The organism is Acinetobacter sp. 797_lipA, from assembly GCF_058243025.1.
Genome location: NZ_JBZAYQ010000001.1, coordinates 2,499,098 through 2,523,101 on the forward strand (window position 1 = coordinate 2,499,098; position 24,004 = coordinate 2,523,101).

At 42.0% G+C, this 24,004-nt stretch carries 20 protein-coding genes, 1 tRNA gene and 2 pseudogenes; 13 read left to right on the plus strand and 10 right to left on the minus strand.

Annotated elements, in window-relative coordinates; genetic code table 11:
* Nucleotides 1-339 precede the first annotated feature (339 nt).
* Nucleotides 340-1,527, plus strand: coding sequence for an ammonium transporter (locus tag AC4CU2_RS12320; protein ID WP_130235131.1), 1,188 nt, complete (start codon nt 340-342; stop codon nt 1,525-1,527).
* A 70-nt stretch (nt 1,528-1,597) separates the two neighbouring features.
* Here AC4CU2_RS12320 and AC4CU2_RS12325 read toward each other — a convergent pair whose 3' ends face one another.
* Nucleotides 1,598-2,290 (minus strand): HAD family hydrolase, encoded by a 693-nt coding sequence (locus AC4CU2_RS12325; RefSeq protein WP_490768900.1) that lies wholly within the window; start codon nt 2,288-2,290, stop codon nt 1,598-1,600.
* Between the two features lie 164 nt (nt 2,291-2,454).
* Between AC4CU2_RS12325 and AC4CU2_RS12330 the strand changes: the two genes are divergently transcribed.
* Entirely contained in the window at nt 2,455-3,165 is a 711-nt protein-coding gene (locus tag AC4CU2_RS12330; protein ID WP_490768901.1) for a phosphatase PAP2 family protein, read from the plus strand.
* On the opposite strand, the gene AC4CU2_RS12335 is transcribed toward AC4CU2_RS12330, so the two are convergent.
* From AC4CU2_RS12335 to AC4CU2_RS12350, 4 genes and pseudogenes are all read right to left on the minus strand, one after another.
* Nucleotides 3,155-4,471 carry an ATP-binding protein gene (locus AC4CU2_RS12335; RefSeq protein ID WP_279691333.1) on the minus strand — a complete coding sequence of 439 codons (1,317 nt, stop codon included), beginning with the start codon at nt 4,469-4,471 and terminating at the stop codon, nt 3,155-3,157. The genes AC4CU2_RS12330 and AC4CU2_RS12335 overlap by 11 nt on opposite strands.
* A 2-nt stretch (nt 4,472-4,473) precedes the next feature.
* Nucleotides 4,474-5,154 carry a response regulator transcription factor gene (locus tag AC4CU2_RS12340; RefSeq protein WP_004694591.1) on the minus strand — a complete coding sequence of 227 codons (681 nt, stop codon included), beginning with the start codon at nt 5,152-5,154 and terminating at the stop codon, nt 4,474-4,476.
* Between the two features lie 3 nt (nt 5,155-5,157).
* Entirely contained in the window at nt 5,158-6,816 is a 1,659-nt protein-coding gene (locus AC4CU2_RS12345; RefSeq protein ID WP_490768902.1) for a phosphoethanolamine transferase, read from the minus strand.
* Nucleotides 6,817-7,238: 422 nt separating this feature from the next.
* Nucleotides 7,239-7,976 (minus strand): annotated as a pseudogene (locus AC4CU2_RS12350) (porin); the annotation flags it as partial.
* A 35-nt stretch (nt 7,977-8,011) separates the two neighbouring features.
* Here AC4CU2_RS12350 and AC4CU2_RS12355 point away from each other — a divergent pair.
* Both AC4CU2_RS12355 and AC4CU2_RS12360 read left to right on the plus strand, forming a co-directional pair.
* Nucleotides 8,012-8,317: an IS630 transposase-related protein gene (locus AC4CU2_RS12355; protein ID WP_000122230.1), complete on the plus strand. Its 306-nt coding sequence runs from the start codon at nt 8,012-8,014 to the stop codon at nt 8,315-8,317.
* A gap of 47 nt (nt 8,318-8,364) precedes the next feature.
* Nucleotides 8,365-8,859, plus strand: coding sequence for an IS630 family transposase (locus AC4CU2_RS12360; protein ID WP_005402037.1), 495 nt, complete (start codon nt 8,365-8,367; stop codon nt 8,857-8,859).
* Between the two features lie 2 nt (nt 8,860-8,861).
* On the opposite strand, the pseudogene AC4CU2_RS12365 reads toward AC4CU2_RS12360, so the two are convergent.
* Nucleotides 8,862-9,251, minus strand: a pseudogene (locus AC4CU2_RS12365) (porin); the annotation flags it as partial.
* A 141-nt stretch (nt 9,252-9,392) separates the two neighbouring features.
* Entirely contained in the window at nt 9,393-10,649 is a 1,257-nt protein-coding gene (locus tag AC4CU2_RS12370; RefSeq protein WP_279044798.1) for an MFS transporter, read from the minus strand.
* Between the two features lie 136 nt (nt 10,650-10,785).
* Here AC4CU2_RS12370 and AC4CU2_RS12375 point away from each other — a divergent pair, with 136 nt between their 5' ends.
* The 4 genes from AC4CU2_RS12375 (at nt 10,786) to AC4CU2_RS12390 (ending at nt 13,842) form a co-directional block, all read left to right on the plus strand.
* Nucleotides 10,786-11,415 (plus strand): 1-acyl-sn-glycerol-3-phosphate acyltransferase, encoded by a 630-nt coding sequence (locus AC4CU2_RS12375; RefSeq protein ID WP_279044796.1) that lies wholly within the window; start codon nt 10,786-10,788, stop codon nt 11,413-11,415.
* A gap of 65 nt (nt 11,416-11,480) precedes the next feature.
* On the plus strand, nt 11,481-12,398 hold the full coding sequence (locus AC4CU2_RS12380) for a patatin-like phospholipase family protein (protein WP_279044793.1): 918 nt from the start codon (nt 11,481-11,483) through the stop codon (nt 12,396-12,398).
* Between the two features lie 97 nt (nt 12,399-12,495).
* Nucleotides 12,496-12,969, plus strand: a complete 474-nt coding sequence (locus AC4CU2_RS12385) for an NfeD family protein (protein ID WP_004694603.1) — start codon at nt 12,496-12,498, stop codon at nt 12,967-12,969.
* Between the two features lie 15 nt (nt 12,970-12,984).
* Nucleotides 12,985-13,842: an SPFH domain-containing protein gene (locus tag AC4CU2_RS12390; protein ID WP_058869115.1), complete on the plus strand. Its 858-nt coding sequence runs from the start codon at nt 12,985-12,987 to the stop codon at nt 13,840-13,842.
* Nucleotides 13,843-13,983: 141 nt separating this feature from the next.
* Here AC4CU2_RS12390 and AC4CU2_RS12395 read toward each other — a convergent pair whose 3' ends face one another.
* Together AC4CU2_RS12395 and prpF are read right to left on the minus strand one after the other, a co-directional pair.
* Nucleotides 13,984-14,895, minus strand: a complete 912-nt coding sequence (locus AC4CU2_RS12395; RefSeq protein WP_279044788.1) for a farnesyl diphosphate synthase — start codon at nt 14,893-14,895, stop codon at nt 13,984-13,986.
* Between the two features lie 316 nt (nt 14,896-15,211).
* Nucleotides 15,212-16,402 carry a 2-methylaconitate cis-trans isomerase PrpF gene (gene prpF / locus AC4CU2_RS12400; protein WP_490737985.1) on the minus strand — a complete coding sequence of 397 codons (1,191 nt, stop codon included), beginning with the start codon at nt 16,400-16,402 and terminating at the stop codon, nt 15,212-15,214.
* Between the two features lie 331 nt (nt 16,403-16,733).
* Here prpF and AC4CU2_RS12405 point away from each other — a divergent pair, with 331 nt between their 5' ends.
* The 5 genes from AC4CU2_RS12405 to AC4CU2_RS12425 all read left to right on the plus strand — a co-directional run bounded on the left by AC4CU2_RS12405 (nt 16,734) and on the right by AC4CU2_RS12425 (nt 22,809).
* Complete coding sequence (locus AC4CU2_RS12405; protein ID WP_279044782.1) at nt 16,734-18,086, plus strand: amino acid permease; 1,353 nt, start codon at nt 16,734-16,736, stop codon at nt 18,084-18,086.
* A gap of 79 nt (nt 18,087-18,165) precedes the next feature.
* Nucleotides 18,166-18,241, plus strand: a tRNA-Arg gene (locus AC4CU2_RS12410).
* A 683-nt stretch (nt 18,242-18,924) separates the two neighbouring features.
* Complete coding sequence (gene hppD, locus AC4CU2_RS12415) at nt 18,925-19,986, plus strand: 4-hydroxyphenylpyruvate dioxygenase (protein WP_087010368.1); 1,062 nt, start codon at nt 18,925-18,927, stop codon at nt 19,984-19,986.
* A 166-nt stretch (nt 19,987-20,152) separates the two neighbouring features.
* Nucleotides 20,153-21,553: an amino acid permease gene (locus tag AC4CU2_RS12420; protein WP_078388358.1), complete on the plus strand. Its 1,401-nt coding sequence runs from the start codon at nt 20,153-20,155 to the stop codon at nt 21,551-21,553.
* Between the two features lie 29 nt (nt 21,554-21,582).
* A complete protein-coding gene (locus AC4CU2_RS12425) occupies nt 21,583-22,809 on the plus strand; it encodes an amino acid aminotransferase (RefSeq protein ID WP_279044775.1) in 1,227 nt (408 codons plus the stop codon).
* Between the two features lie 256 nt (nt 22,810-23,065).
* Here AC4CU2_RS12425 and AC4CU2_RS12430 read toward each other — a convergent pair whose 3' ends face one another.
* Nucleotides 23,066-23,887, minus strand: coding sequence for an IclR family transcriptional regulator (locus AC4CU2_RS12430; RefSeq protein WP_279044772.1), 822 nt, complete (start codon nt 23,885-23,887; stop codon nt 23,066-23,068).
* Between the last annotated feature and the right edge of the window lie 117 nt (nt 23,888-24,004).

Sequence of the window (24,004 nt, forward strand, 5' to 3'; positions counted from 1 at the left end):
AAATAAAAATAGTTGCTGACCGAATTTTTTTATCATTTTTTGAGTTACTGCTTTTTTGGCTTAGCTCAAGAGATAAAATATACACCTGTATATTTAAAATGTAAAAACTTAGATAACCATAATATATTCATAAACTTAATATTAATTTATATTTTAACCCATGCACCACTGCAATGCACAAACACCATCATGGTGCATACTTTTGCTTTATATCGAGTCTTGTTATTTTTAAGCAAAACTTAATCAATATTTCCTTTTTGCTGAGATCTTCACGAAATTACAGGCATCAGTATACTGAGTTTCTTTTTGCAAAATTTTGCACTCAAATGGAACCTAAACATGCAAAATATTGACTTACTTTTTCTTCTTCTTGGTGCGGTTTTAGTCCTTGCCATGCATGCGGGCTTTGCTTTTTTAGAACTAGGGACAGTTCGTCATAAAAATCAAGTCAACGCTTTAAGCAAAATTTTAACGGACTTTTCACTTTCCGCAATCGCCTACTTCTTTGTAGGTTACTACATTTCCTATGGGCATCATTTTTTCCATATCGGAGATACCTTAGCGGCGGATCATGGCTATAACCTGATGCGCTGTTTTTTCCTGCTCACTTTTGCGGCCGCAATTCCAGCCATTATTTCAGGCGGTATTGCCGAGCGTGCCAAAATGCGCTCACAAGCAATTGCAACCGTGTTATTGGTGGCCTTGGTTTATCCTTTCTTTGAAGGAATCGCATGGAATGGCAACTTTGGTTTACAACAGTGGCTACAAGACACTTTCGGTGCAAGTTTCCATGACTTCGCAGGTTCAGTGGTGGTACATGCTATGGGAGGATGGATCGCTCTGGCTGCGGTGGTTCTACTCGGTGCACGTGATGGTCGCTACAAAAAAGATGGCCGTGTCAGTGCGCATCCTCCTTCGTCTATTCCGTTCTTGGCTTTAGGTTCATGGATTTTGATCGTGGGTTGGTTCGGCTTTAATGTGATGAGTGCGCAGCGTTTAGATGCAATTTCAGGACTGGTGGCGATTAACTCACTTATGGCCATGGTTGGCGGTACTTTGGCAGCCAACTTCGCAGGAAAAAATGACCCTGGCTTCTTACACAATGGCCCTTTAGCGGGTCTTGTGGCAATTTGCGCAGGTTCAGATGTCGTACATCCGATTGGGGCATTGGTGATTGGTGCTATTGCTGGACTGATTTTTGTCAAACTTTTCACCTACACTCAAAACAAGCTAAAAGTCGATGATGTACTCGGTGTATGGCCTTTGCACGGCGTCTGTGGTGCCTTTGGGGGGCTTGCAGTCGGGATCTTTGGTCAAAAATGGCTTGGTGGTTTGGGCGGTGTTGCGATGATGTCACAGCTGATTGGTACGCTATTGGCTATTGGTATAGCTGTCGTTGGCGGATTGGTGGTCTATGGCGCTTTAAAAGCCACGATGGGCATCCGTTTAAGCCAAGAAGATGAATTCCGCGGTGCCGATTTATCCATTCATAAAATCTCTGCCAACTCAGATGACAGTATGTTCTAAAGCATTTCCATTTTAATGCGGCTCACATGGGCCGCTTTTTTTTATTCGTATTGAACATTATAACAGGCTGTTAGCGTTCTAAATAATCAAAAATCTCGGACAATGTCGTGATACTCGGTGCAGTCATCTGTACTGAAGGAACATGAAAGCCTGATAGCCACAGGGCTTGCATTCCTGCCTGCTGCGCACCTTGTATATCATTAATAGGATGATCACCGATAAATAAGCATTGCTCCACCTCGACAGCCAATTGCTGTGCGGTGTCAATAAAAATATCAGCTTGGGGTTTGGCTTGGCCAAACAGTCCAGAGCTATTGATCACATCAAAATAATGCTGAAAGCCCAAGCCACTTAATATAGACAGCCGTGTGGCATGACCGCCATTTGAAATAATGGCTAGTTTATATCCTGCTTGCTTTAGACGGGTCAGTGTTTGCTCAGCCTCAGGCATTGCCACAGCACTGCAACCAAACTGTGCAAACCAAAAATTGCTTAACGCTTCTAAATGCGGAGCCACCTGCCAGTTTAACTCCTGTAGCAACGCATAAGCCACTGAAGCACCGATACTGGGATGGGTTAAATACTCTTTTAAGGGATAGCCACCATTGTCGATCCGATTCACAATCGACTCAATCTGCTCCACATCAACGCAGTTAAGTTGGCTTTGATAAGTATCGGCAAGATCTTGACTAAAGGTCGCAACACTTCGCCCACGATGCGTCAAGGTATTATCCAAATCAAATAGAACAGCACGTATCGACATGTTTAAACCTCATGTGTTTGAGAGCAAATGTAACACTGAACCGACACTTTGTATTCGCCTTAAAGCGATAACCAAAGTACAGATCATGCTAAAGCAGATGAAACAGCGTTTATGTTAAGCCTCGTTTAAGCTGACACTGTTGGAATAGCGCTTATTTTTAGAACATGGCCTCACTTGTGTCGGATCAGCAACGTTTTTTCATCCTTCAGTTTTTTATTTTGACGCTGGGTTTTGCCATATTGTGGCTGCTCTTCCCTGTGGCAGGCACCATCGACTTACAACTAATTCACCCCTTTATGGATCAAACTGGTCATTTTCCACTAAAGCGCGACTGGGCCTTAGCAGAACTGAATCACCGTTATGTCAAAGACATCATCATCGCGGTGTATGTGATTTATTTGCTGAAATGGCTCGCTTCATATAAAAGGGCTACGTTCAAGCCCCAGCGTTGGCAAAATGGCTATTTCATTGGCTTAGTCCTCATCAGTACCAGCCTCATTGGGATTTTAAAATCACAATCCGCACATGCCTGCCCATGGGATATGACTCTGGCCACGGCACATGATTTCTTTTGGGACTTATCCGCCAGCGCAGGGCATTGCTTCCCTGGAGGACATGCCGCAACAGGTTTTGCGCTCTTTGTGGGATATTTCGTATACCGTCTAAATGAACCCAAACGCGCGTGGTTTTATTTGCTTGCTGCCCTAATTCTAGGCTTTGTCATGGGTTGGGCGCAAATGATGCGGGGAGCGCATTTCCTTAGTCACAATTTATGGACGGCATGGGTGATTTGGCTGGTCAATGTACTGGCATATGCGCTGTGTTATAAACAGTTTACACCGTCCAGCCCAAATCAAACCCAAACTACAGCTTAAAGATCACTTGAACTTGTAAGCCGCCCAATCCTGTACTTTGTCCAAAGTGCAGTTTGGCGCCAATTTTTTCTGCGGCTTTATCGACAATGGATAAGCCCAGTCCACTGCCGACTTCCAGATGATGATGTACACGATAGAAGCGCTTTAAAATATGATCATAAAGTTCTGGCGCAATGCCCGGCCCACTGTCTTCAATTTGAACAATGGCTTGCTGATCTTGCTGATAAATAGAGACATTAATCACGCCCTGTTCAGGCGTATATTTAATCGCATTATCCAAGAGATTATAGACAATAGAATGTAAGGCTGAACTTTGAGTTTCTAGCCAAAGTGCTTCATGCTGTTCTAAGCCCAAATCGATGTTTTTCGCTAGCGCCAGCTCCATCAGTTGCTCCATACATTCAACTGCCACATCACTTAATCCTAGTCTTTGTGTCGGTTCTAAACTTGGTACAGAAGCATCCTGTTTTGCCAAATTGAGCAGTTGTGACACCAAATGTTGAGTCCGAATTAAGCCTAAACTTAGGTTTTTTAATGCTTGGTGTTCTGGAAATTCATGTAGCAAAATTTTCATTTGCAAATTCAGTGCTGTAATGGGGGTTCTGAGCTCATGCGCTGCGTCGGCAATAAATTGCTTTTGTTCTTGTTGCGACAGCGAAATTCGTTCAAATAAACGATTCATTTCATTAATGGTCGGAAGAATTTCCAGTGGATAACCGTCTGGACGAATCTCACTCAGTTCATATGGTTCACGCTGTGCAAGTTCCGCTTTAAACTCATCTAAGGGCTTTAGACTACGCCCAATAATCCAACTCAGTCCCCATAAAGCCAAAGGCATAAACAGTAAATACGGAATCAACATATTGGCCGCCAGCTCTAAAGCCAGCTTTTGTCTTACACTACGCTGCTGGCTGACTTGAATTTGATACTTTTCTGTTGGCAGCACATAGGTATTCCATAGCCCCTGTGCCGTGTGATGGGTATAAAATCCAGCTTTTTTAACGGGTTGTATTAATAAATCAAACTCATGTTGCCGTTGTTCAGGCAGTCCATACGACCAGACATCTACAAATAAATCTTCTTCGTGATAGTGTCTGTCCGCCTCAAATTCACTCTTAATTGGAGCGGGATCATGCGCTGCAACACGCTCTGCCAAATTACGCATTTGTGCATCGAGTATCTCATTGGTCTCTTCAAGTGCAATGCGATATGCTGCAATCACCAACAAACAGCCCATCACAATACTAAATAAAGAGGTATAGGTAATCAGTTGACGCTTTAAGGAAACAGGAGTCGACTTCGCCATCGTTATGCTTCAACCTGCCCCAAACGATAGCCTAAACCTCGAATGGTACGGATAAAGTCTTTGCCAAGTTTGGCACGCAAATGGTGAATATAAACTTCAATGGTATTGCTGTTAATTTCCGAGTCAAGGTCATAGAGCTTTTCTTCCAAATTGGTTTTGGAAAAAATTTTATTGGGATGACTGACCAGAGGAATTAAAATAGCCCATTCACGGTTCGACAAATCAATGGTCTGCCCTTTGTACTTGGCTAAGTGCAAATCTTCATCTAACTCTAGACCTGCATAACTCAAAGTCTGGCTTTGCTTTTGCTGTTTTAACGCGCCACTACGACGTAATAACGCATGAATACGTGCCAGCAACTCATCAAACTCATAAGGCTTAATTAAGTAATCATCCGCACCATGGTTTAAACCATCGACTCTGTTTTGTAATTGATCTCGTGCCGAAATAATCAGCACTGGCAAAGTCGGATAAAGCGAGCGAATATTTTTTAGGACCTGCATCCCATCCATCATCGGTAGACCCAAATCCAACAACACCACATCAAATGGATATTGTTGTAATTGCTTTAAACCATCAAAACCATTGTTAACCCACACCACATCAAACTGCTGATAACGCAACAACGTTTGTGTGGACTCAGCAATCATAAAATCATCTTCAATAATCAATATTTTTGACATGGTCTAAGCGCTCGCTTTGGTCGCAGTACAGTGTTCTAACATATTATTTTTTGAAACAATCACCGTACTTTTTACCCCAAGTAAACTCAGTAAGCTTGGGAACAAATGATCTTGGCTTAATTCTTGGCTTTTTTGTTGCCCTAAGCAAGTGATTTGTTGCGGATTCTGCTTTTGCCATGTTTCTGAAAACCATATCAGCATCGGCACGTGGGTCTGTTGACTCGGTGCAATAGCATAAGGTGAACCATGTAAATACAGACCGTGCTCACCAGTCGACTCACCATGGTCAGATAAATACCAAAAACCGGTTTCAAAGTTTGAGTTTTGCTTCAATACACCAATCAGTTGACTCAACACATGGTCGGTATAAACAATGGAGTTGTCATAACTATTTTTCAGCTGTTCATGTGTGCAGGCTTGAATGGCATTGGTTTCGCACATCGGTTGGAAAGGCTGAAACTTAGGCGTTGAACGCTTATAGTAAGCTGGTCCATGACTGCCCATTTGGTGTAACACAACTAAACGTGGCGTTTTATCATCAGCCGCAATACCAGTCATATAGGCTTTTAAGCTATCCACCAAAATTTCATCGGTACATTCACCATCTGCTGAACACCATTTTTTCTGTATCGGTTCAGGAATTTTATACTGCTCAACCCGATCACAAACACCTTTACAGCCAGAGTTATTGTCAATCCATGTCACTTTGTAACCAGCACGCTGTGCAAGGTCTAATAAACCTTCCCGGTGGTGCGCTAACTGTGCATCGTAGTTTTCACGTGGCATGCCTGAAAACATACAAGGCACAGAAACCGCAGTGGCTGTCCCACAAGAACTGACTTGATTAAAGTTGATGACATTGAGTTTTTCCAGCTCAGGATTGGTCTTCTTCGCATAGCCATTTAAAGAAAAACTTTCTGCACGTGCCGTTTCACCGACCACCAAAACCATCAATTTCGGCAAGTTTTGCTGTCCGACTTGCTTCACCAAATGGGCATCTTCACCATAAGTCACCAACGGTAAATGCTGCTGTGGTCGATTTTTTTTATAATACGACAGGGTTGAGCTAATCACATTTTGCGGTGAAATCATCCCTTTGAGATCACGATGCTCACGGAAAATCGCGGCGTAATCAACAAAGAAAATAAACAACATGCCTGCAATCAGCAAAATAGAAACTGCACTACCGAACAGCTTGTGCAATAACACGGTTTTGAAAGGATCACGGCGGATTTTGACCTTAAATAAAACCACTAAAGGTAGTACCACCATCGCCCCAATCCACAGCACAAGACGCCATGACAACAAGTCGCGCACTTCATTGCCATCGGTTTGCATCATGTTTTGGATCTGATCTGGTGTGATCGAAACGCCTAAACTGTTGACAAAATAGGCACTCATTCCACCAATGATGATCAATAACGCAGCCAACCCTTTAGCCATCGGCCGCCACTGTAGCAGCTGAAAAACCAAATGATAAAAAGCCAACACCACCAAAACGGTAGCACCGATAAAAGCATACGCTTTGAAACCGTGATAGGGCGTAAGCAACTGAACTTGCTTATAGAACATCACATTTAAAACCACGGCTAACCACAGCGCCAAATATACGTTAAAGCGCGAAAGTGAAACTTCTTTAAAAATAGACTGCAAATTGAACATTTTAAATCATGTCTTGCTGAGCGGATGCCCCAATGTAGTTTTCTAAACTTAAAACTCGCTTAAATAAAAAAGGCGCTGTGGCCGAATATATAAAGTCATACCGATCAGTTAAGCAATCAGACGCCCTTTTTGAGCCGCCCAATATTATTTGATACTCGGAAACGTCATCCGCAACCTGCATCTCCATTTAAAAGGAATGTTTTGGCAAAATGATCATTTAAATGCAGAAAAGCAAAAGGTTTTGCGGATGACAAATGTTTTTGGTTCTTTTGGCTACGCAAAAGAACGGACGAGCTCCAAATATTGAATTTTAAAATACGAAGATTCCATCATGAACGACAAAAAGTTAAGGAGTTTCTATAAAACTCCTTAACTCATTCGCATTAATCTTTAGAGACTTTGCCCTTTCTATCACTTAAACATTAAAATTTGTACTCGATCCCCGTACCTACTACAGGTTGTTTGGTTTCAAATGATGCTTGTTCAAGCGTCAAAATCCCTGCGTAACCATAAGCTTTGACTTGCTTGGTAAAGGCATAGTCAGCACCTGCAATAAACTGCTGCGCATCAAAGTCTTCTTTAGATGTTTTAAAGCTGGTTGAGTTTTGACTGTATTGCGCTTTCACAGTCCAAGCTTTGGCAGTCGGTAAGTTATATTCAGCACCAACCAACCAGCCTTGTGCGTCGTCTATGGCAGCCGCGGCAGCATCATTGCCTTGTACATCCGCCACTTCAGAAGTTTGATATAAGGCTTTCAGCGCTAAACCATTATTCAGATTTACTCGACCAATGGCACGTAAGGTATCTGCTGCTGCAAAGGCACTACCTGCCACCCCGCCAGTCACCTCAGGCGCTGACGCATTCAAAGTGACACGGCCTGCAAAGGTTGACGGAATGGCCTTATCATAACCAATACCTGCAACAAACTTTTTACTGTCATAGACCACTGATGCTGACCAAGCATCGCCCAGACCACGCCCTGCAACTTTTGCCCCGCCTTTAGATTTTTCAATACCACCAGCTTCACCTGTTGCTAACAGTGCCGCAGCTTTCAGTTTACCCGCGCCCACTCCCCAAGCAGGTGTTTCATAGACCAGCACGTTATCGACTCGGTTTTCACCCGTGAAAATCCCCGCCACATCGGCTTTGTTGGCCACATATAGTCAAATCATTATAAAACCAATACAATGGTGCAATGAGTTATTCAGAACATTTTAGACGTAAAATTTTAGCTAAGCTTGAGGAAGGTTATTCTATTCGAGCGGTAGCTGCACAATTTGAAATTAATAAAAATACCATTGTTGAATGGAAGAAACGTATAGAGATTAAAAAAACTCGTGTACGTAAACCTTCTAAAATTAACGATGATGCTTTACGTGAAGATGTTGAAAAGTATCCTGATGCTTATCAATATGAACGTGCTGCACGTTTTAATTGTGGTGTTTCATCTATTGGTGCTGCATTAAAGCGCTTAAATATTACAGTTAAAAAAAGACGTTAAGCCATCCTAAAGCAGATACAAAGCTTAGGGATAAATTTATTCTGCAAGTGAATGAATTAGAAAAAAACCATCCGATTATTTATCTGGATGAAAGTGGTTTTAAGTCACATGATTATAGACCTCATGGCTACTCACGAAAAGGAGTACCCTGTTTATGGCAATATAATTGGCAATTAAAGAATCAGACCAATGCCATTGGAGCAATCCATGAGGGTAAGTTATTTTCAGTCGGTTTATTTGACTGCAAAATCAATTCAGATGTTTTTCATTTTTGGATTGAGCAATTCCTCATACCAGCATTACCAGAAAATAGTGTAGTGGTTATGGATAATGCAGCATTTCATAAAAGAGCAGATATTCAGGAGTTATTGGAACAACAAGGGCATAAAATTCTTTGGCTTCCTGCATACAGCCCTGATTTAAATCCTATAGAACACATGTGGGCATGGGTTAAACGTAAGCGTAAAGAATGGTTGATCGACTCAGTCGATGAGTTATTTCGAGTTTTTTTCGAATCTTGTATGAATAATAAAGTAGTTTGACTATAGTTATTAAAGGTATCTACCACTGAAGACAATTGTTTAACGGGGGTATCAATTTTACCGACTTTCAATGTTCCCAATTTCTGGTCTTGTAAGCCGACGAGTAAATTACGTGGAACGAAAGTATCCGTGCTACCGCCATTGTCCACATAGAAGGTAAATTCAGCTTGGTATAGTGCATTTAAGCGATCTGTCAGCTTCTCTTCACCTTTTAACCCCAAAAACGAACTGTTAGAGTTCAACTCGACCACATCGCGGTCTTTATTTGGCGAGGCATTGTCTTCAGGTAAATAATCGGCCGTGACATCAATTTCACCATAAAAAGTAGGTGCTGCGAATGTTACCCCTGCCACTAAACTTAAAGCGATTGCGGCTGCAATTTGTGTTTTCATTATCAAAATATCCTACGGTAAATTTGTTACAAATATTACCGTTCAGACATATATGACAGAACAATTAAAAAATTATTTAGTTATATTTTTTAATTGTTTACGTCACTATTTAGCACTTTTTATGATTTATTTATGAATGAATTATGAAAGGTCTGAATGCATCGCAATACCACGCCATTTAAAGATAAACCACAGGCTCAACATCGCAATGACTACAATCATACACAGATAATTAAAATAGCCGAGCCAATCTCCCAGTAGACCGCTCACACTATACAAACCACCACTGACAGTGGCCATCAGCGCCACTTGAAAAGTAAAGTCCGTGCCTGCCAGATGTTTACGACTGTACTGCATCACTAGGGTGAGCATGACCACCAACAGCATCGATGAAGTCATATCTTCAAAGGCATTGATCAGATAAATCATCCACGGCTGAATACTGTGCTGGTTTTCATATTGAAAGGCTAACCATGTATAAGCCGCCAGACTGAATATTTTTAGCACCGAATACAGTACTAAAGCCGTGTCACGGCGAATCAACTTCAAACTATAGCCCGCAAGTCCTGCACCGATTAAGGCGGCACATGCACCTAACATGGTGACATAAAGCCCTAACTGAGAAAAACTCAGCCCCAAATCGACCATTAAAGGTTTCAAAAGTGGCCCTGCTAAACCATCCGCTATTTTAAAGCTCAATAGCACTGCTAACCATGCTGCAAGCAAAGGACTCTGGACAAAATAAGCCAAATAGTTTTTGATCTGCTGGAGATTAAAAGGTGTGGTCTGAGCTGCTGATACCTCTCGATGCTTTGGCTCTGGATAAATTAAAATCGGCAGCATGTTTATAAAGACGATTGCCGCCAGCATCAAAAAAGTGCTCTGCCAGCTCAGCCAATCTAATGCCCACAAGATTGCACCACCACCGACTATAAAACCCATACGCGATCCAATCACCTGAAAGGTATTGCCCCAGTGCTGTTGCTCCCCTTTTAAAATATTGACTGCCAATCCATCGGTTGCAATATCTTGCGTTGCCCCGAGCAAATTCATACTCAGGAGGCCCACAAAGAAAGCCCATAAATAAATAGGTTGATTTAATCCATCAATCGGGAGGAAAGATAGTCCGATCAGTACCAGCACCGTAAGAAACTGCAATGGAATAATCCAACTCCGATAGTGGCCGAAACGAGTGATCCCAAAACGATCTAACACTGGCGCCCAAAACACTTTGATCGACCACGGCAACATCAGCAGTCCGAAGCCTCCAATCTGTGCCAATGAAACACCCTGTGCTCTTAAAATGACAGGCAAGGCATGAGTCATAAACCCGACGGGTAAGCCCTGCGCCCAATACAATGAAAACAGCAAAATATATACATTGCGAATCTGTGGCATGCTGTTCCTATATACATGGATTGGTCAAAATGTTCATCTGAGATCGCTATCCCTTCACTTTTTTTGCCAATGAATTCAAGCCGATCACTGCTTATGATGAGAGGATATACATCTTGGTCGATTGAGTATAATAACAATGAACCAATATTTTCCAGAGCTACCAGATCAAGTTCCAAGTCGTAACTCATCTGCATTCACTCGCGCTATTTTTAAGCAGCTTTATTTGGCGCAAGGTTGGCGCTTTGTTGGCGAATTTCCGAACTTGCCTAAAGCGGTAGCAATTATTTCACCGCATACCTCCAATATCGATGCATGGCATGGCTTTACGGCTCTATTGGGCTTAGGCCTGCAAATCACCATTTTTGGCAAGAACAGTTTGTTTCATACCCCACTGAAACCGTTACTTGAGTGGGTTGGCGTCATTCCAGTCAATCGTACCCATGCTCAAGGGTTAACCCAAAATATTATCGATATTATTCACAGAAAAGAAAAAATTTGGGTCGGTATGGCGCCTGAAGGCACACGTAAGCAAGCCGAAGCCATCCGTAGTGGCTTTTATCGCATTGCGTATGGTGCACAGATTCCAATTGTGATGTTTTCCTTTGACTATGCGCAAAAAACTATTCACTGCTTGGGCGTGTTTCATCCTACTGGATATTTTGAGCAAGACCTAGAGCATATTTTAGATCTGTATATCGGCAAATTTTCAGCCAAGAACCCAAAATGGTTGGCCAAGCCTTTACAAAAACGCTTAAAAAATAGCTAGTAAATCAAGGTCGAATCTGCTGAGATGTGCACCATTATTTGTTTTGCATTTTAGTACTGTTGACCATGAATTTTGCTCGTTTATCTCTGATTGGTGCACTCACACTGACTATGGCAGGATGTGATCTTGCATCAAAGAAAACACCAACAACTACTCCCATTCAAGCTCGTGAACCTGTGATTGCGATTGCACTCGGCGGTGGCGGTGCCAAAGGTTTTGCACATATTGGGGTGCTTAAAGTTTTAGAGTCACATGGTATTAAACCTAAAATTGTTACGGGAACCAGTGCGGGAAGTTTTGTGGGCAGTATCTATGCCAGTGGTAAAACGCCTTTCCAGCTTCAGCAAATTGCCTTGACCTTAAAAGAATCGGACATTCGAGACTTAACCCTCAACTCCCAAGGGTTTGTTCAAGGTCAAAAGCTGCAAGACTATGTCAATAAACACGTCGGCAACAAACCGATTCAACAGTTCCCTATCCGCTTCGCTGCAGTCGCTACCCGTCTGGATACAGGACGAAAAGCCGACTTTATTAAAGGCAATGCGGGTCAAGCTGTTCGAGCATCCTGTAGTATTCCGAACGTTTTTGTCCCTGCGGTGATTGGTGGAACCAAATATGTCGATGGTGGCCTTGTTAGCCCAATTCCAGTGAAAACAGCCAAGGACATGGGTGCGGATATTGTGATTGCGATTGATATTTCAGCGCGTCCTGCCGGCAACAAGCCCCTCAATATGTGGGGCTTGCTCGACCAGACCATTAATATTATGGGGCAGCAAAGCATCAATGAAGAATTGAGCCAAGCGACTGTGGTGATTCAACCCAAAGTCGGACACTTAGGCACTTTGGACTTAAAAGCCAGCAATCAATCTATTTTAGAAGGTGAAAAAGCCGCGCAGCTCAAAATTAAATCGATTGAAAAAGCCATTGTCGATTTTAAAAAGACCCCAGCTGCTTTTAAACCTGCGCCCAAAGCCAAATTCTAAAAAATTTGATTTTTAATATTCAAAGACTTATTCATCTGCTAAATTGATATAGATGCTTCTGCATCTATATCCCTATAACGAATATATGAGTAGATGTATGGAATTTGCTTTTGAACCTTGGCACTGGTTTGTATTGGGCGTTCTGTTAATGTTATCAGAGCTGATTCTGCCTGCTTTTGCCGCATTGTGGTTCGGTATTGCGGCCATTATGGTCGGTATTTTGTACTGGATGTTCCCCATGATGGGTGTTACCACGCAGTTTGTGACGTGGATTATTTTGTCGATTTTATGCACTTTACTTTGGTTTAAATTTATTAAACCGCTTTCGACTGACAAAACCAAAGCAGGACTGTCTCGCGAAGCAACCATCGGTCAAATTGGCATGGTGATTCAAGCGAGTCCTGAAAGTGAACACATTCGCGTTCGTTTCCCCATTCCAGTACTCGGTTCAGATGAATGGAACTGTCGTACTTTAGATAAAGTCCACGTCGGCGACCGAGTGCGTGTCGTTGAAATACTGGGCAATGATTTAATGGTCAAAGCACATCTCTCAACCAACGAAAATAGATAAAAGTGAGTTAAGCATATGTCTGGTGGATTTATTGTCGTTTTAGCAATTTTGGCTTTTGCCGCTGTCACCATTTTTAAAGGTGTCCGTATTGTTCCACAAGGTTATAAATGGATCGTACAACGTCTAGGTAAATACCATACCACGTTGAGTCCGGGTCTCAACTTTGTGATTCCTTATGTCGATGAAGTGGCTTATAAAGTGACGACCAAAGACATTGTATTAGACATTCCCTCTCAAGAAGTGATTACCCGCGATAACGCCGTTTTGCTCATGAATGCAGTGGCTTACATCAACATCACCACGCCTGTAAATGCTGTCTATGGGATTGAAAACTATACATGGGCCATTCAAAACCTAGTGCAAACCTCACTGCGTTCAATCGTCGGTGAAATGGATCTTGATGATGCACTATCATCTCGTGATCACATTAAAGCCAAACTTAAAGCAGCCATTTCGGATGATATTTCAGACTGGGGGATTACCCTAAAAACCGTTGAAATTCAGGATATTCAACCCTCTTCAACCATGCAAGCAGCAATGGAAGCGCAAGCGGCAGCTGAGCGTCAACGTCGTGCGACCGTGACCAAAGCCGATGGTGAAAAACAAGCCGCGATTTTAGAGGCAGATGGCCGTTTAGAAGCGTCTCGCCGTGACGCAGAAGCGCAAGTCGTCTTAGCAGAGTCTTCTCAGCGTGCTATTGAAATGGTCACTTCTGCTGTGGGCGATAAGGAAATTCCTGTGGCTTACTTGTTGGGTGAACAATATGTCAAAGCGATGCAAGATATGTCTAAATCGAACAACGCTAAAACAGTGGTGTTACCAGCCGATATTTTAAGTACCATCCGCGGTGTTATGGGACGTAAAGACATCTAACTGATGCTTGGTTTGATTAAATGAGGACAGCTTTCGAGCTGTCTTTTTTATTGGGGTTGTGAAAAAACTCAAGCCTCTAAGGAACAAGCATTAAAAAAGAGGACACGCTATGTCCTCTTTTTTTAATCTAAACACTGAAACTTAGCTTTGGCGAGCCAATAAAAACTGTGAAATCTGATTAAGTTCTGCTGCCGCATCAGTTGGGAAATAAGCCAAAGCAGCAAAGGCTTGATTATGCAAAGTCTTGGCATAGTCTTGTGCAGCCTCAAGTCCCATCAAGGCTGGATAAGTCGATTTTTCGACTTGCTCATCCTTCCCTGCGGTTTTACCCAGCACATCTGTATTTGAAATGATATCTAAAATATCGTCTTGCACCTGAAAAGCCAAACCAATTGCCTGCGCATATTCGCGTAACTTAGGAATCGCTTGATCGCAACCGTCAAATACAGTCACCGCGGCCATCATCACCGCAGCAGAGATTAATGCACCCGTTTTATTTCGGTGGATATTTTCAAGTGCAGCCTGATCGACGCGTTTACCTTCGGCTTGTAGGTCGAGGACTTGTCCACACACCATTTTAGAACTCGCTGTCGCTAAAATTTGCATCTGCTTCAGTACAATGCCCTGATCAACGATAGGGCCTGCATCAAACAGTCGGCTACCTAAAATTTCAAACGCCATGGACTGCAAGATATCGCCCGCAAGCAAAGCCGTATCTTCACCATAAGCCACATGACAGGTCGGCTGACCACGACGCAAAAGATCATTGTCCATACACGGCAAATCATCATGTGCCAAGGAATAACAATGAATCAGTTCCACAGCCACAGCGGCGCGGCGCACGGCTGCTGCATTATTGTTTGGATTTAAATGTGCCGTGGCATAGCACAGCGCAGGACGCACACGTTTGCCACCTAACATGACCGCATGATGCACGGCACTCTTTAACGGTTCCGGAATTGAAAAAGCATCAAGTGCCGTCAATAAATCATCGTGAATACGTTGTTGAGCCTGTTGGAGTGCATTTGCTGATACGTCGGTTAGTGCTGACACATTCGCCTCGAATAACAATAGGATAAATTAATCTGGTACTCAGTTTGCCTGAGCCGATCATTTGAAGTGATCTGTTGGCATGATACTGCTTTCTGCCCGCTTTCTCTATGCCGAAATCACAAACAAGGCACAGTATTCTATTAATTTTTGCAGACGAGGTGATAAGAATGACTTTTCTACTATTTCAAGCAACCATTACACAAGCAATCAGGCTCTAAAATTCACTGCTCATGCTCTTGGTTATTTTTAGCCTTCTTATCACAGACCTAGAGTTGACATAAAAAAGCCTCTACACAGAGAGGCTTTTTACATAGCGTTAATCCAAGCTTTCCGCTGGAATACGCACCCAACCTTCCATCAACACGCGTGCACTACGGCTCATGACAGCTTTTTTTACTACCCACTGACCCTTTTCTTGTATCGCTTGCGCTCCCACACGTAAGGTCCCTGAAGGATGACCAAAACGAACGACTTCACGTGCTCCACCACCCGCGGCCAAATTGACCAAGGTTCCTGGTATCGCTGCTGCGGTACCAATGGCAACAGCTGCTGTCCCCATCATCGCATGGTGTAATTGACCCATAGAAAGTGCACGAACCAATAAATCGGTGTCTTGCTCTGTAATGGTTTTACCACTCGACGAGACATATTGTTTTGGCTTAGAAACAAAAGCAATTTTAGGCGTGTGTTGACGACTGGCAGCTTCAGAAATGTCTTGAATCAGCCCCATCTGTTTTGCACCATAGGCACGAATGGTTTCAAAACGCGCTAAAGCCTTGGCATCGCCATTAATTGCGTCTTGTAATTCACTCCCCGTGTAGCCAATGTCTTCCGCATTTAAGAAAATGGTCGGAATACCTGCATTGATAAACGTTGCTTGGAAGCGGCCAATCTCTGGAACCTCTAAAGTGTCAACCAAATTCCCTGTTGGGAACATGGCACCACCATCTTCACCATCATCGGCTGGATCTAAAAATTCAATTTGCACTTCTGCAGCTGGGAACGTCACGCCATCAAGTTCAAAATCACCTGTTTCTTGAACTTGCCCCTGCGTAATAGGTACGTGTGCAATAATGGTTTTTTGAATATTCACCTGCCAAATGCGGACTGTGCAGATGCCATTTTCTGGAATACGTGCAGCATCGACCAAACCATTTGAAATCGCAAATGAGCCTACAGCAGCCGTTAAGTTGCCACAGTTTCCGCTCCAGTCGACAAACGGCTGATCAATCGACACTTGCCCAAATAAATAGTCGACATCATGTTCGGGCTGTTGGCTCTTCGCTAAAATCACCGTTTTACTGGTACTCGATGTTGCACCACCCATACCATCAATCTGCTTTGCATAAGGATCGGGGCTACCAATTACACGGAGCAATAACTGATCTCGAACGCGTCCAGCCTGTTGCGCAGCTTCTGGGAGATCATCTAATTTAAAGAATACGCCCTTACTGGTCCCTCCACGCATATACGTTGCTGGAATTTTGATTTGCGGTGCAAAACTCATTTTTATTGAATCCTTCATATTTATCATTGTGTTAAGTCAAAAGATCTGATTTAACTTAGGCTCATCATACCTTTTTTCCCTATGCCTACGTAAAATACAGACTTAAGTCTAAAAAAACATCATTTGTGAACGTCCGGTTTCCAAATAAAATTCCTGATTTGATAATTTAAATAAAATTAATATATTGATTCGTATGTTTTTTATTTACAATTCATTACACATTATTTTTCATATGAATAATAACTTTTTTTCATGAATTTTGAGCTACTATGCGATTTCTTCACGATCTATTACAATCGGAAACACTTATCCATTGTCGGGCTGAAATAACTTGAATAAAGAGTCGTCTCAACTTCAGCGTGGCTTAAAGAACCGTCATATTCAATTGATTGCCATGGGCGGCGCAATTGGTACTGGCTTATTTTTAGGTTCCGCACATGTGATTGAATCTGCTGGCCCATCCATTATTTTGGGCTATGCAATTGGCGGTTTAATTGCATTTCTAATCATGCGTCAACTCGGGGAAATGATCGTTGAGGAACCTGTAGCTGGTTCTTTTAGTCATTTTGCAAACAAATACTGGGGCAAATTTGCAGGCTTTTTAGCTGGTTGGAACTACTGGATTCTATATGTTCTGGTGGCCATGACCGAGCTTACCGCTGTTGCGAAGTATATCAACTACTGGTGGCCCCATATTCCTGCATGGGCATCTGTTCTCACCTTCTTTGTGATCATTACCTTAGTCAATTTAGGTAATGTGAAATTTTATGGTGAATCAGAGTTCTGGCTAGCTATTATCAAAGTCACGGCTGTCGTCGCCATGATTGTATTTGGTCTTTATCTTTTGGCTACGGCAGGCGCAGATTCCACGGCTTCATTCAGCAACCTTTGGTCACATGGCGGTTTCTTCCCACATGGCGTTGAAGGTCTCTTCTATATGCTTGCCTTCCTCATGTTTGCCTTTGGCGGTATTGAATTGATTGGTATGGCTGCAGCAGAAGCTGATAATCCACAAAAATCAATTCCTAAAGCAATCAACCAAGTGGTATTCCGTATCCTCATTTTCTATGTGGGTTCATTGACCATTTTGTTATCGCTTGTACCTTGGAATGAATTGCAACTTGGTGGCTTAGATAAGAGCCCATTTGTAATGATCTTCAGTCAATTAGGTATCGGTTGGGCTGCGCATTTACTGAACTTTATTATCTTGACTGCAGCACTTTCTGTATATAACAGCGGTATGTATGCTAACAGCCGCATGCTGTTTGGTTTAGCACAGCAAGGTAATGCACCTAAAATATTCAGTAAAACCAATAAGCAAGGTGTGCCAATTCCAGCAGTCTTGTTCTCTGCATTGCTCATTTTCGGTTGCGTATTGTTAAATTATTTTGCGCCAGAAGATGCTCTCAGCAACTTAATTTACATTGTTGTTGGTGCTTTGGTATTGAACTGGGCCATGATCAGCTTAACTCATCTTCAATTTATGAAGGCCATGAAAAGCGAAGCGAAAAAACCATTATTTCCTGCACTTTGGTCGCCTTTCAGTAACTACCTTGTGCTTGGATTTATTGCTGTAGTGCTTTACATCATGTGGACTCAAGGTTTAAGCGGCGCTGTGATCATGATTCCAATCTGGATCATATTAATGTTCGTTCTATACAAAATTCTGTATAGAAAAGCATAAAATATTCATTTTTAAATAGTTATTGTTTCGGCAATAACTATTTTTTTTGAGTAAAATCAGCTACATTAACCGCACTTTTGCGCTCTTAGCTTAACTGGATAGAGCAGTTGCCTCCTAAGCGACCGACGTGGGTTCGAGTCCCGCAGAGCGCACCATTTTATATTTGTTTTCAATCTCTCTAAGCCTAATCATAAACACTAAAAATTCAATTCATCGCGCCCAGATACTAATAATCTCCTTCAATCTTGGGCGCTGATTCAACAGCCGCTCAAGTTAATGCAAAAAATTCAGCGTGATCAAACTTGCTCGCGGCGACACCTACATCTGGGTTTTCAAATCAGGTTTTAGTAAGTCAAACTGTTCTTGATCTTTTACAATTAATTTTTCGTGCTCAAATCAATTGCTTGGCTGTTTCATTTTCAAATAGCTGTTCTCAACAGATGCACTAAATGAGCCAAATTCCATACCCAATTTTTCCCTTCCATTTTAGTCCTATAGCACAGATTTCATCCTGAAATCTTGGTATAACAAAGCGCTCCTATTTTAAAAAATATTTTTATGAATAATATTAATTTAATTTATAGGTCAATCATTTATCAATTTTATTTATTGCGTAATTAAATTACGTATTGAATAATAATTTAGATCAAGTATGATGAATTAAAATTTCTACACTTGTTCACTCAACATTAAGAATGTTGCTGAACAGGTGGCCCATTTCAGACAAACGGATTTGTCTCTCTCGCTCTGGAATTGTAGCGACCAGCCCGTTGGCTCTGAAAGGAATCGTTAAAAAGATAAGCAATAGGATTGCTTAAAAAAGAAATGAGGACGTTGTATGAATGAATTAGCCAACCCATTAGAACTATGTGGATTCGAATTTATAGAATTTGTTTCTGAAGATGGTCAGCTAGATGCGGTGTTTGAAACCATTGGATTCAGCAAAGTGGCAAAGCATAAGTCTAAAAATGCGTATTTATGGCGTCAGGGCAAAATTAATATCATTCTAAATTATCAGCCTGAATCGTATGCAGCTTATTTCTATAAAGAACATGGCCCTTCTGCCTGTGCAATGGGTTTCCGAACCAAGAATGCGGCAAAGGCATTTAAAAAGGCGATAGAAATTGGTGCTGAACCAATTTACAACCAAGTTGGTCCGATGGAGCTAAATATCCCAGCGATTAAAGGGATTGGTGGCTCTCCTATTTTCCTCGTCGATTGTGACATTTACCAAAATGACTTCATCTTCTTTGATGATGTACCATCCCATCCTGTCGGCACAGGTTTATATGAAATCGACCATTTGACCCATAATGTGTATAAAGGCCGTATGCAGTATTGGTCTGATTTCTATGAAAAGATTTTTAACTTCCAAGAAATTCGCTACTTCGATATTAAAGGTGAATATACTGGCCTGACATCCAAGGCACTCACGGCGCCAGATGGCAAAATCCGTATTCCGCTCAATGAAGATTCGGATAAAGGAAATGGTCAGATTGCCGAATTTCTCAATGAATTTAACGGTGAAGGCATTCAGCATATTGCCTTCATTTGTGATGACCTGATTAGCACTTGGGACAAACTCAAAGCTTTAGGTGCCAAGTTCATGACACCTCCACCCAATACCTATTATGAAATGCTAGATGAACGTTTGCCTAACCACGGCGAACCTGCTGATGAGCTACAAAAACGTGGCATTTTGCTGGATGGCAATACTAAAGATGGTAATAAACGCCTCCTCTTGCAAATTTTCTCTCAAAATATGCTAGGCCCAGTCTTCTTTGAATTTATTCAACGTAAAGATGACGACGGTTTTGGTGAAGGCAACTTTAAAGCGCTATTTGAGTCGATTGAACGTGATCAAATTAAACGTGGCGTTTTAGATGTATCTAAAGCTTAAACGATTTCTAGAATTTCCCTGTACATATAGTTTTATGTACAGGGAAATTTAACTTTTGCGCAAAAATTATACTCGTAAAATTAAAGTCCGCTCCGATGACAATATAAAAATAAGTACACACATCATCATGGTTCAGGGCTTTATCTCACATGGATGAAGAATAAAAATGCAGCACATTGAACAAGGAAACCTGAAAAAAGGTTTAAGTAATCGTCATATTCAGCTCATCGCCCTCGGTGGTTCTATCGGCACAGGGCTCTTCCTCGGTATTTCACAAACCATCAAACTCGCAGGACCTTCTGTTATTTTAGGCTATGCCATCGCAGGTCTTATTGCCTTTCTCATGATGCGCCAGCTCGGTGAAATGATTGTGCATGAACCCGTGAGTGGTTCTTTTAGTCATTTTGCTTATAAATACTGGGGCAAATTTGCGGGATTTATGTCTGGCTGGAATTATTGGGTACTGAATATTTTAGTGTGTATGGCTGAACTCAGTGCTGTCGGCCTCTATATCCATTACTGGTGGCCTGATATTCCAACGTGGGTTTCTGCTTTGGGTTTCTTTATTTTCATTAATGTCATTAATTTACTGCACGTGAAATTATTTGGTGAAATGGAATTCTGGTTAGCCATTATTAAGGTCGTGGCAATTATTGCCATGATTGCTTTTGGTAGTTACTTGCTGGCTAGCGGTAGTGGTCATAGCCAGTCTAGCTTACAAAATTTGTGGCAGCTCGGTGGCTTCTTCCCAAATGGTATTACAGGCTTAGTGATGGCTATGGCCATGATTATGTTTGCTTTCGGTGGAATTGAGCTGGTAGGTATTGCAGCAGCAGAAACAGATAATCCTCAGAAAACTCTCCCAAAAGCCGTCAACCAAATTGTTTACCGCGTCTTATTGTTTTATATCTTAAGCCTAGTCGTAATTTTGTCACTTTATCCATGGAATATGATGGCTGAAGGTGGTAGTCCTTTTGTATTAATTTTCGACTCGTTGGGCAGCCAAACCGTAGCCGCTGTTTTTAATTTTGTGGTTTTGACTGCGGCTGTTTCTGTCTATAACAGTACCAATTACTGTACCAGCCGAATGCTGCTTGGCCTAGCACAACAGGGCAATGCCCCAAAATTTTTAAGCAAAATTAATCCGCGTGGTATTCCTGTAAATGCCATTATGGTTTCAGCTTTCTTTACTTTAATATGTGTTCTGATTAACTATTTATTTCCTGAAAAAGCATTTAACTTACTCATGATGCTAGTCGTAGCGGCTATTGTGATTAACTGGGTCGTGATTTCTTATACACATTTAAAGTTTAAAAAAGCCATGAATCGCATGCAGGTAAAAACTCACTTCCCAAGTGTGGCCTATCCATTTACCAATTATTTATGTATTGCCTTCATGGCGAGTATTCTGCTCATTATGAGTCGTAGCCCAGATATGCAAATTGCAGTTCTCATGATTCCAGTCTGGATTGCGATTTTACTGACGGCTTATCTCTTTAAACGAAAGCAAGAAGATCATGTTGCGTTGCTTGAAAAAAGTAAAATCACTTCCTTACCAGAAGCGTAATATCGTATTTATCATATTAGGATGTATTCATGTTTCAACATATTGATGCCTATGCAGGTGACCCGATTCTTTCTCTGATGGAGGAATTCAGCAAAGATACGCGCCAGAATAAGGTCAATCTCAGTATCGGACTTTATTATAATGAAGATAATATCGTGCCGCAGCTACAGTCGGTTCAAAAAGCCTATACTCATTTAATTCCTGACTATGACAAAGTCCGAGTGTATTTGCCGATGGATGGGCTCAAGAGCTTTAATCAGGCTGCACAAGAACTCATTTTCGGTCAGGCTAGCCCTGCTCGTCAGCAAGGACGTGTCGTCACCATTCAGACGTTGGGTGGTTCTGGTGCACTCAAAGTAGGTGCAGACTTTTTAAACAAATATTTTCCACAGTCCGAGATCTGGGTCAGTCAGCCGACGTGGGAAAACCATATTGCGATCTTTAATGGCACGGGTGTTCAAACCCATTTCTATCCGTATTACGATGCGGACACCCATGCCGTGAATCTAAATGCGATGCTAGATACCTTAAAACAGCTACCTGCTCAAAGTATCGTACTACTACATCCTTGCTGTCATAACCCGACAGGTGCAGATTTAGAACCACATGAATGGGATCAAGTGATTGAGGTTCTAAAAGCAAATGACTTGATTCCTTTCTTGGACATGGCCTATCAAGGTTTTGGTCAAGGCTTGGAGCAAGATGCTTATGCGATACATGCGCTAGATCGGTCTGGTATGAACTTTATTGTCAGCCATTCTTTTTCCAAGATCTTTTCCTTGTATGGCGAGCGCGTTGGTAGCTTAAGCTTTGTCTGTGATGACGCAAACATTGCCCAAAATGTATTGGGTCAACTTAAAGCGACAGTCCGCCGCATTTATTCTAGCCCAGCAGCTAACGGTGCACTATTGGTGAGTCAGGTATTAAATGACACAGCGTTGTCTCAGCTATGGCAGTCTGAATTAGAAGAAATGCGTCAGCGCATTTTACTGATGCGTCGCTTACTTGAAGACAAACTCAGTCAAGCGCTACCAGATATGGACTTTAGCTATCTGACCCAGCAACAAGGCATGTTTAGTTATACGGGCTTAAGTGCAGAACAGGTCGATTTGCTGAAACACGATTATGGTATTTATTTAGTCCGCAGCGGTCGTATGTGTACTGCTGGCCTGAATTTAAACAATATTGATTATGTGGCTGAGTCGATGGCGACTGTGCTTAAAGCGGCAAGCTCCGCTGAGCCTGTGCTTGCTTAAAATAGATCATGTTCACTTAGGCTTCTCACTCTAGGGTTAGAAGCCTTTTTTATCGTTATTTTTCAGAATTTGAATCAAGGCAACCTAAGTCTACGGGTTTCAGCGTCACTATCTAGTTCCTAATTTTCCCTTCTCCTTTAGACAAGGTGTCAGAAGATGAAATATTGATACTGTCTAGCACGACCGCATCCCATAAAAAAATCCACCAGAGGGTGGATTTAAAACTTAATTCATCTTTTCAATGTAAGCGATGCTTTTATATGGCAGCAGCTGGATGAAATAAAGCATCGATCTGTCGCTGTACGCCAAGAACATAATCAATTGCCTGCCGCATTTGTCCTTCGGGTAACTGATCTTCTGTGCCAATACAAGTAATGACATGATCCAGTTGCTGCGTGAAATTAAAGACTGGAATACTAATCGCATTGATCCCAGCCATCATATCTCCTGCGACTGAAGCATAACCTTGACTCAGAATTTTCGCTTTCAGTTCTAAAAAATCTTCCCAATTTGCAGGATACTGCTCTGGTTTAGCGCTACTTTCCCATTCTTTTTCCAATAATGGCTTGATGATGTGCTCAGATTGATAGCAGGCATGCAAGCGCCCTGTCGCAGATTTCAGCAGAGGCATGCGTGAACCGACTCGAGTAATAATATTAAAGACATGGTTAGATTCTAGAGACTGAACCACGACCGCTCCATCAGCAAACCATTTACTCACATGAATACTGCAATTCAGATGTTGCTGAATGTCCTGAATATAACGCTGGCTTAATTCCAACATATCTGTTCGCTTGAGTGCATTCACCCCAAAAGCATGTGCACGCTCACCTAAGCTATAACGCCCATCAGTTAATTGCTGAGCATAGCCTTTACGAATCAAGCTCACCACATAACGGTGTACTTTGGCCGGATGCATGGATAAAACTTCGGACAGCTCTTTTAACATCATCGGTGCATTATGTGCGGTCAATGCATCCAATACGGTTAATCCAACTTCCAGAGACTGAACCCCTCCCTGTATTTTTTCTTCCTCAACACTCATCGCTTTACCCTGCATAGCTGCATTAGTTGTCATAACTCCATTGGTGAATTGTACTACTTAAATCAAAAATGTGAGCCATCTAAACCTGACTCTCTCATTCAGAGTAGTATAGCTCAACAATTTACACTATTCATAAATAAATTATTTATT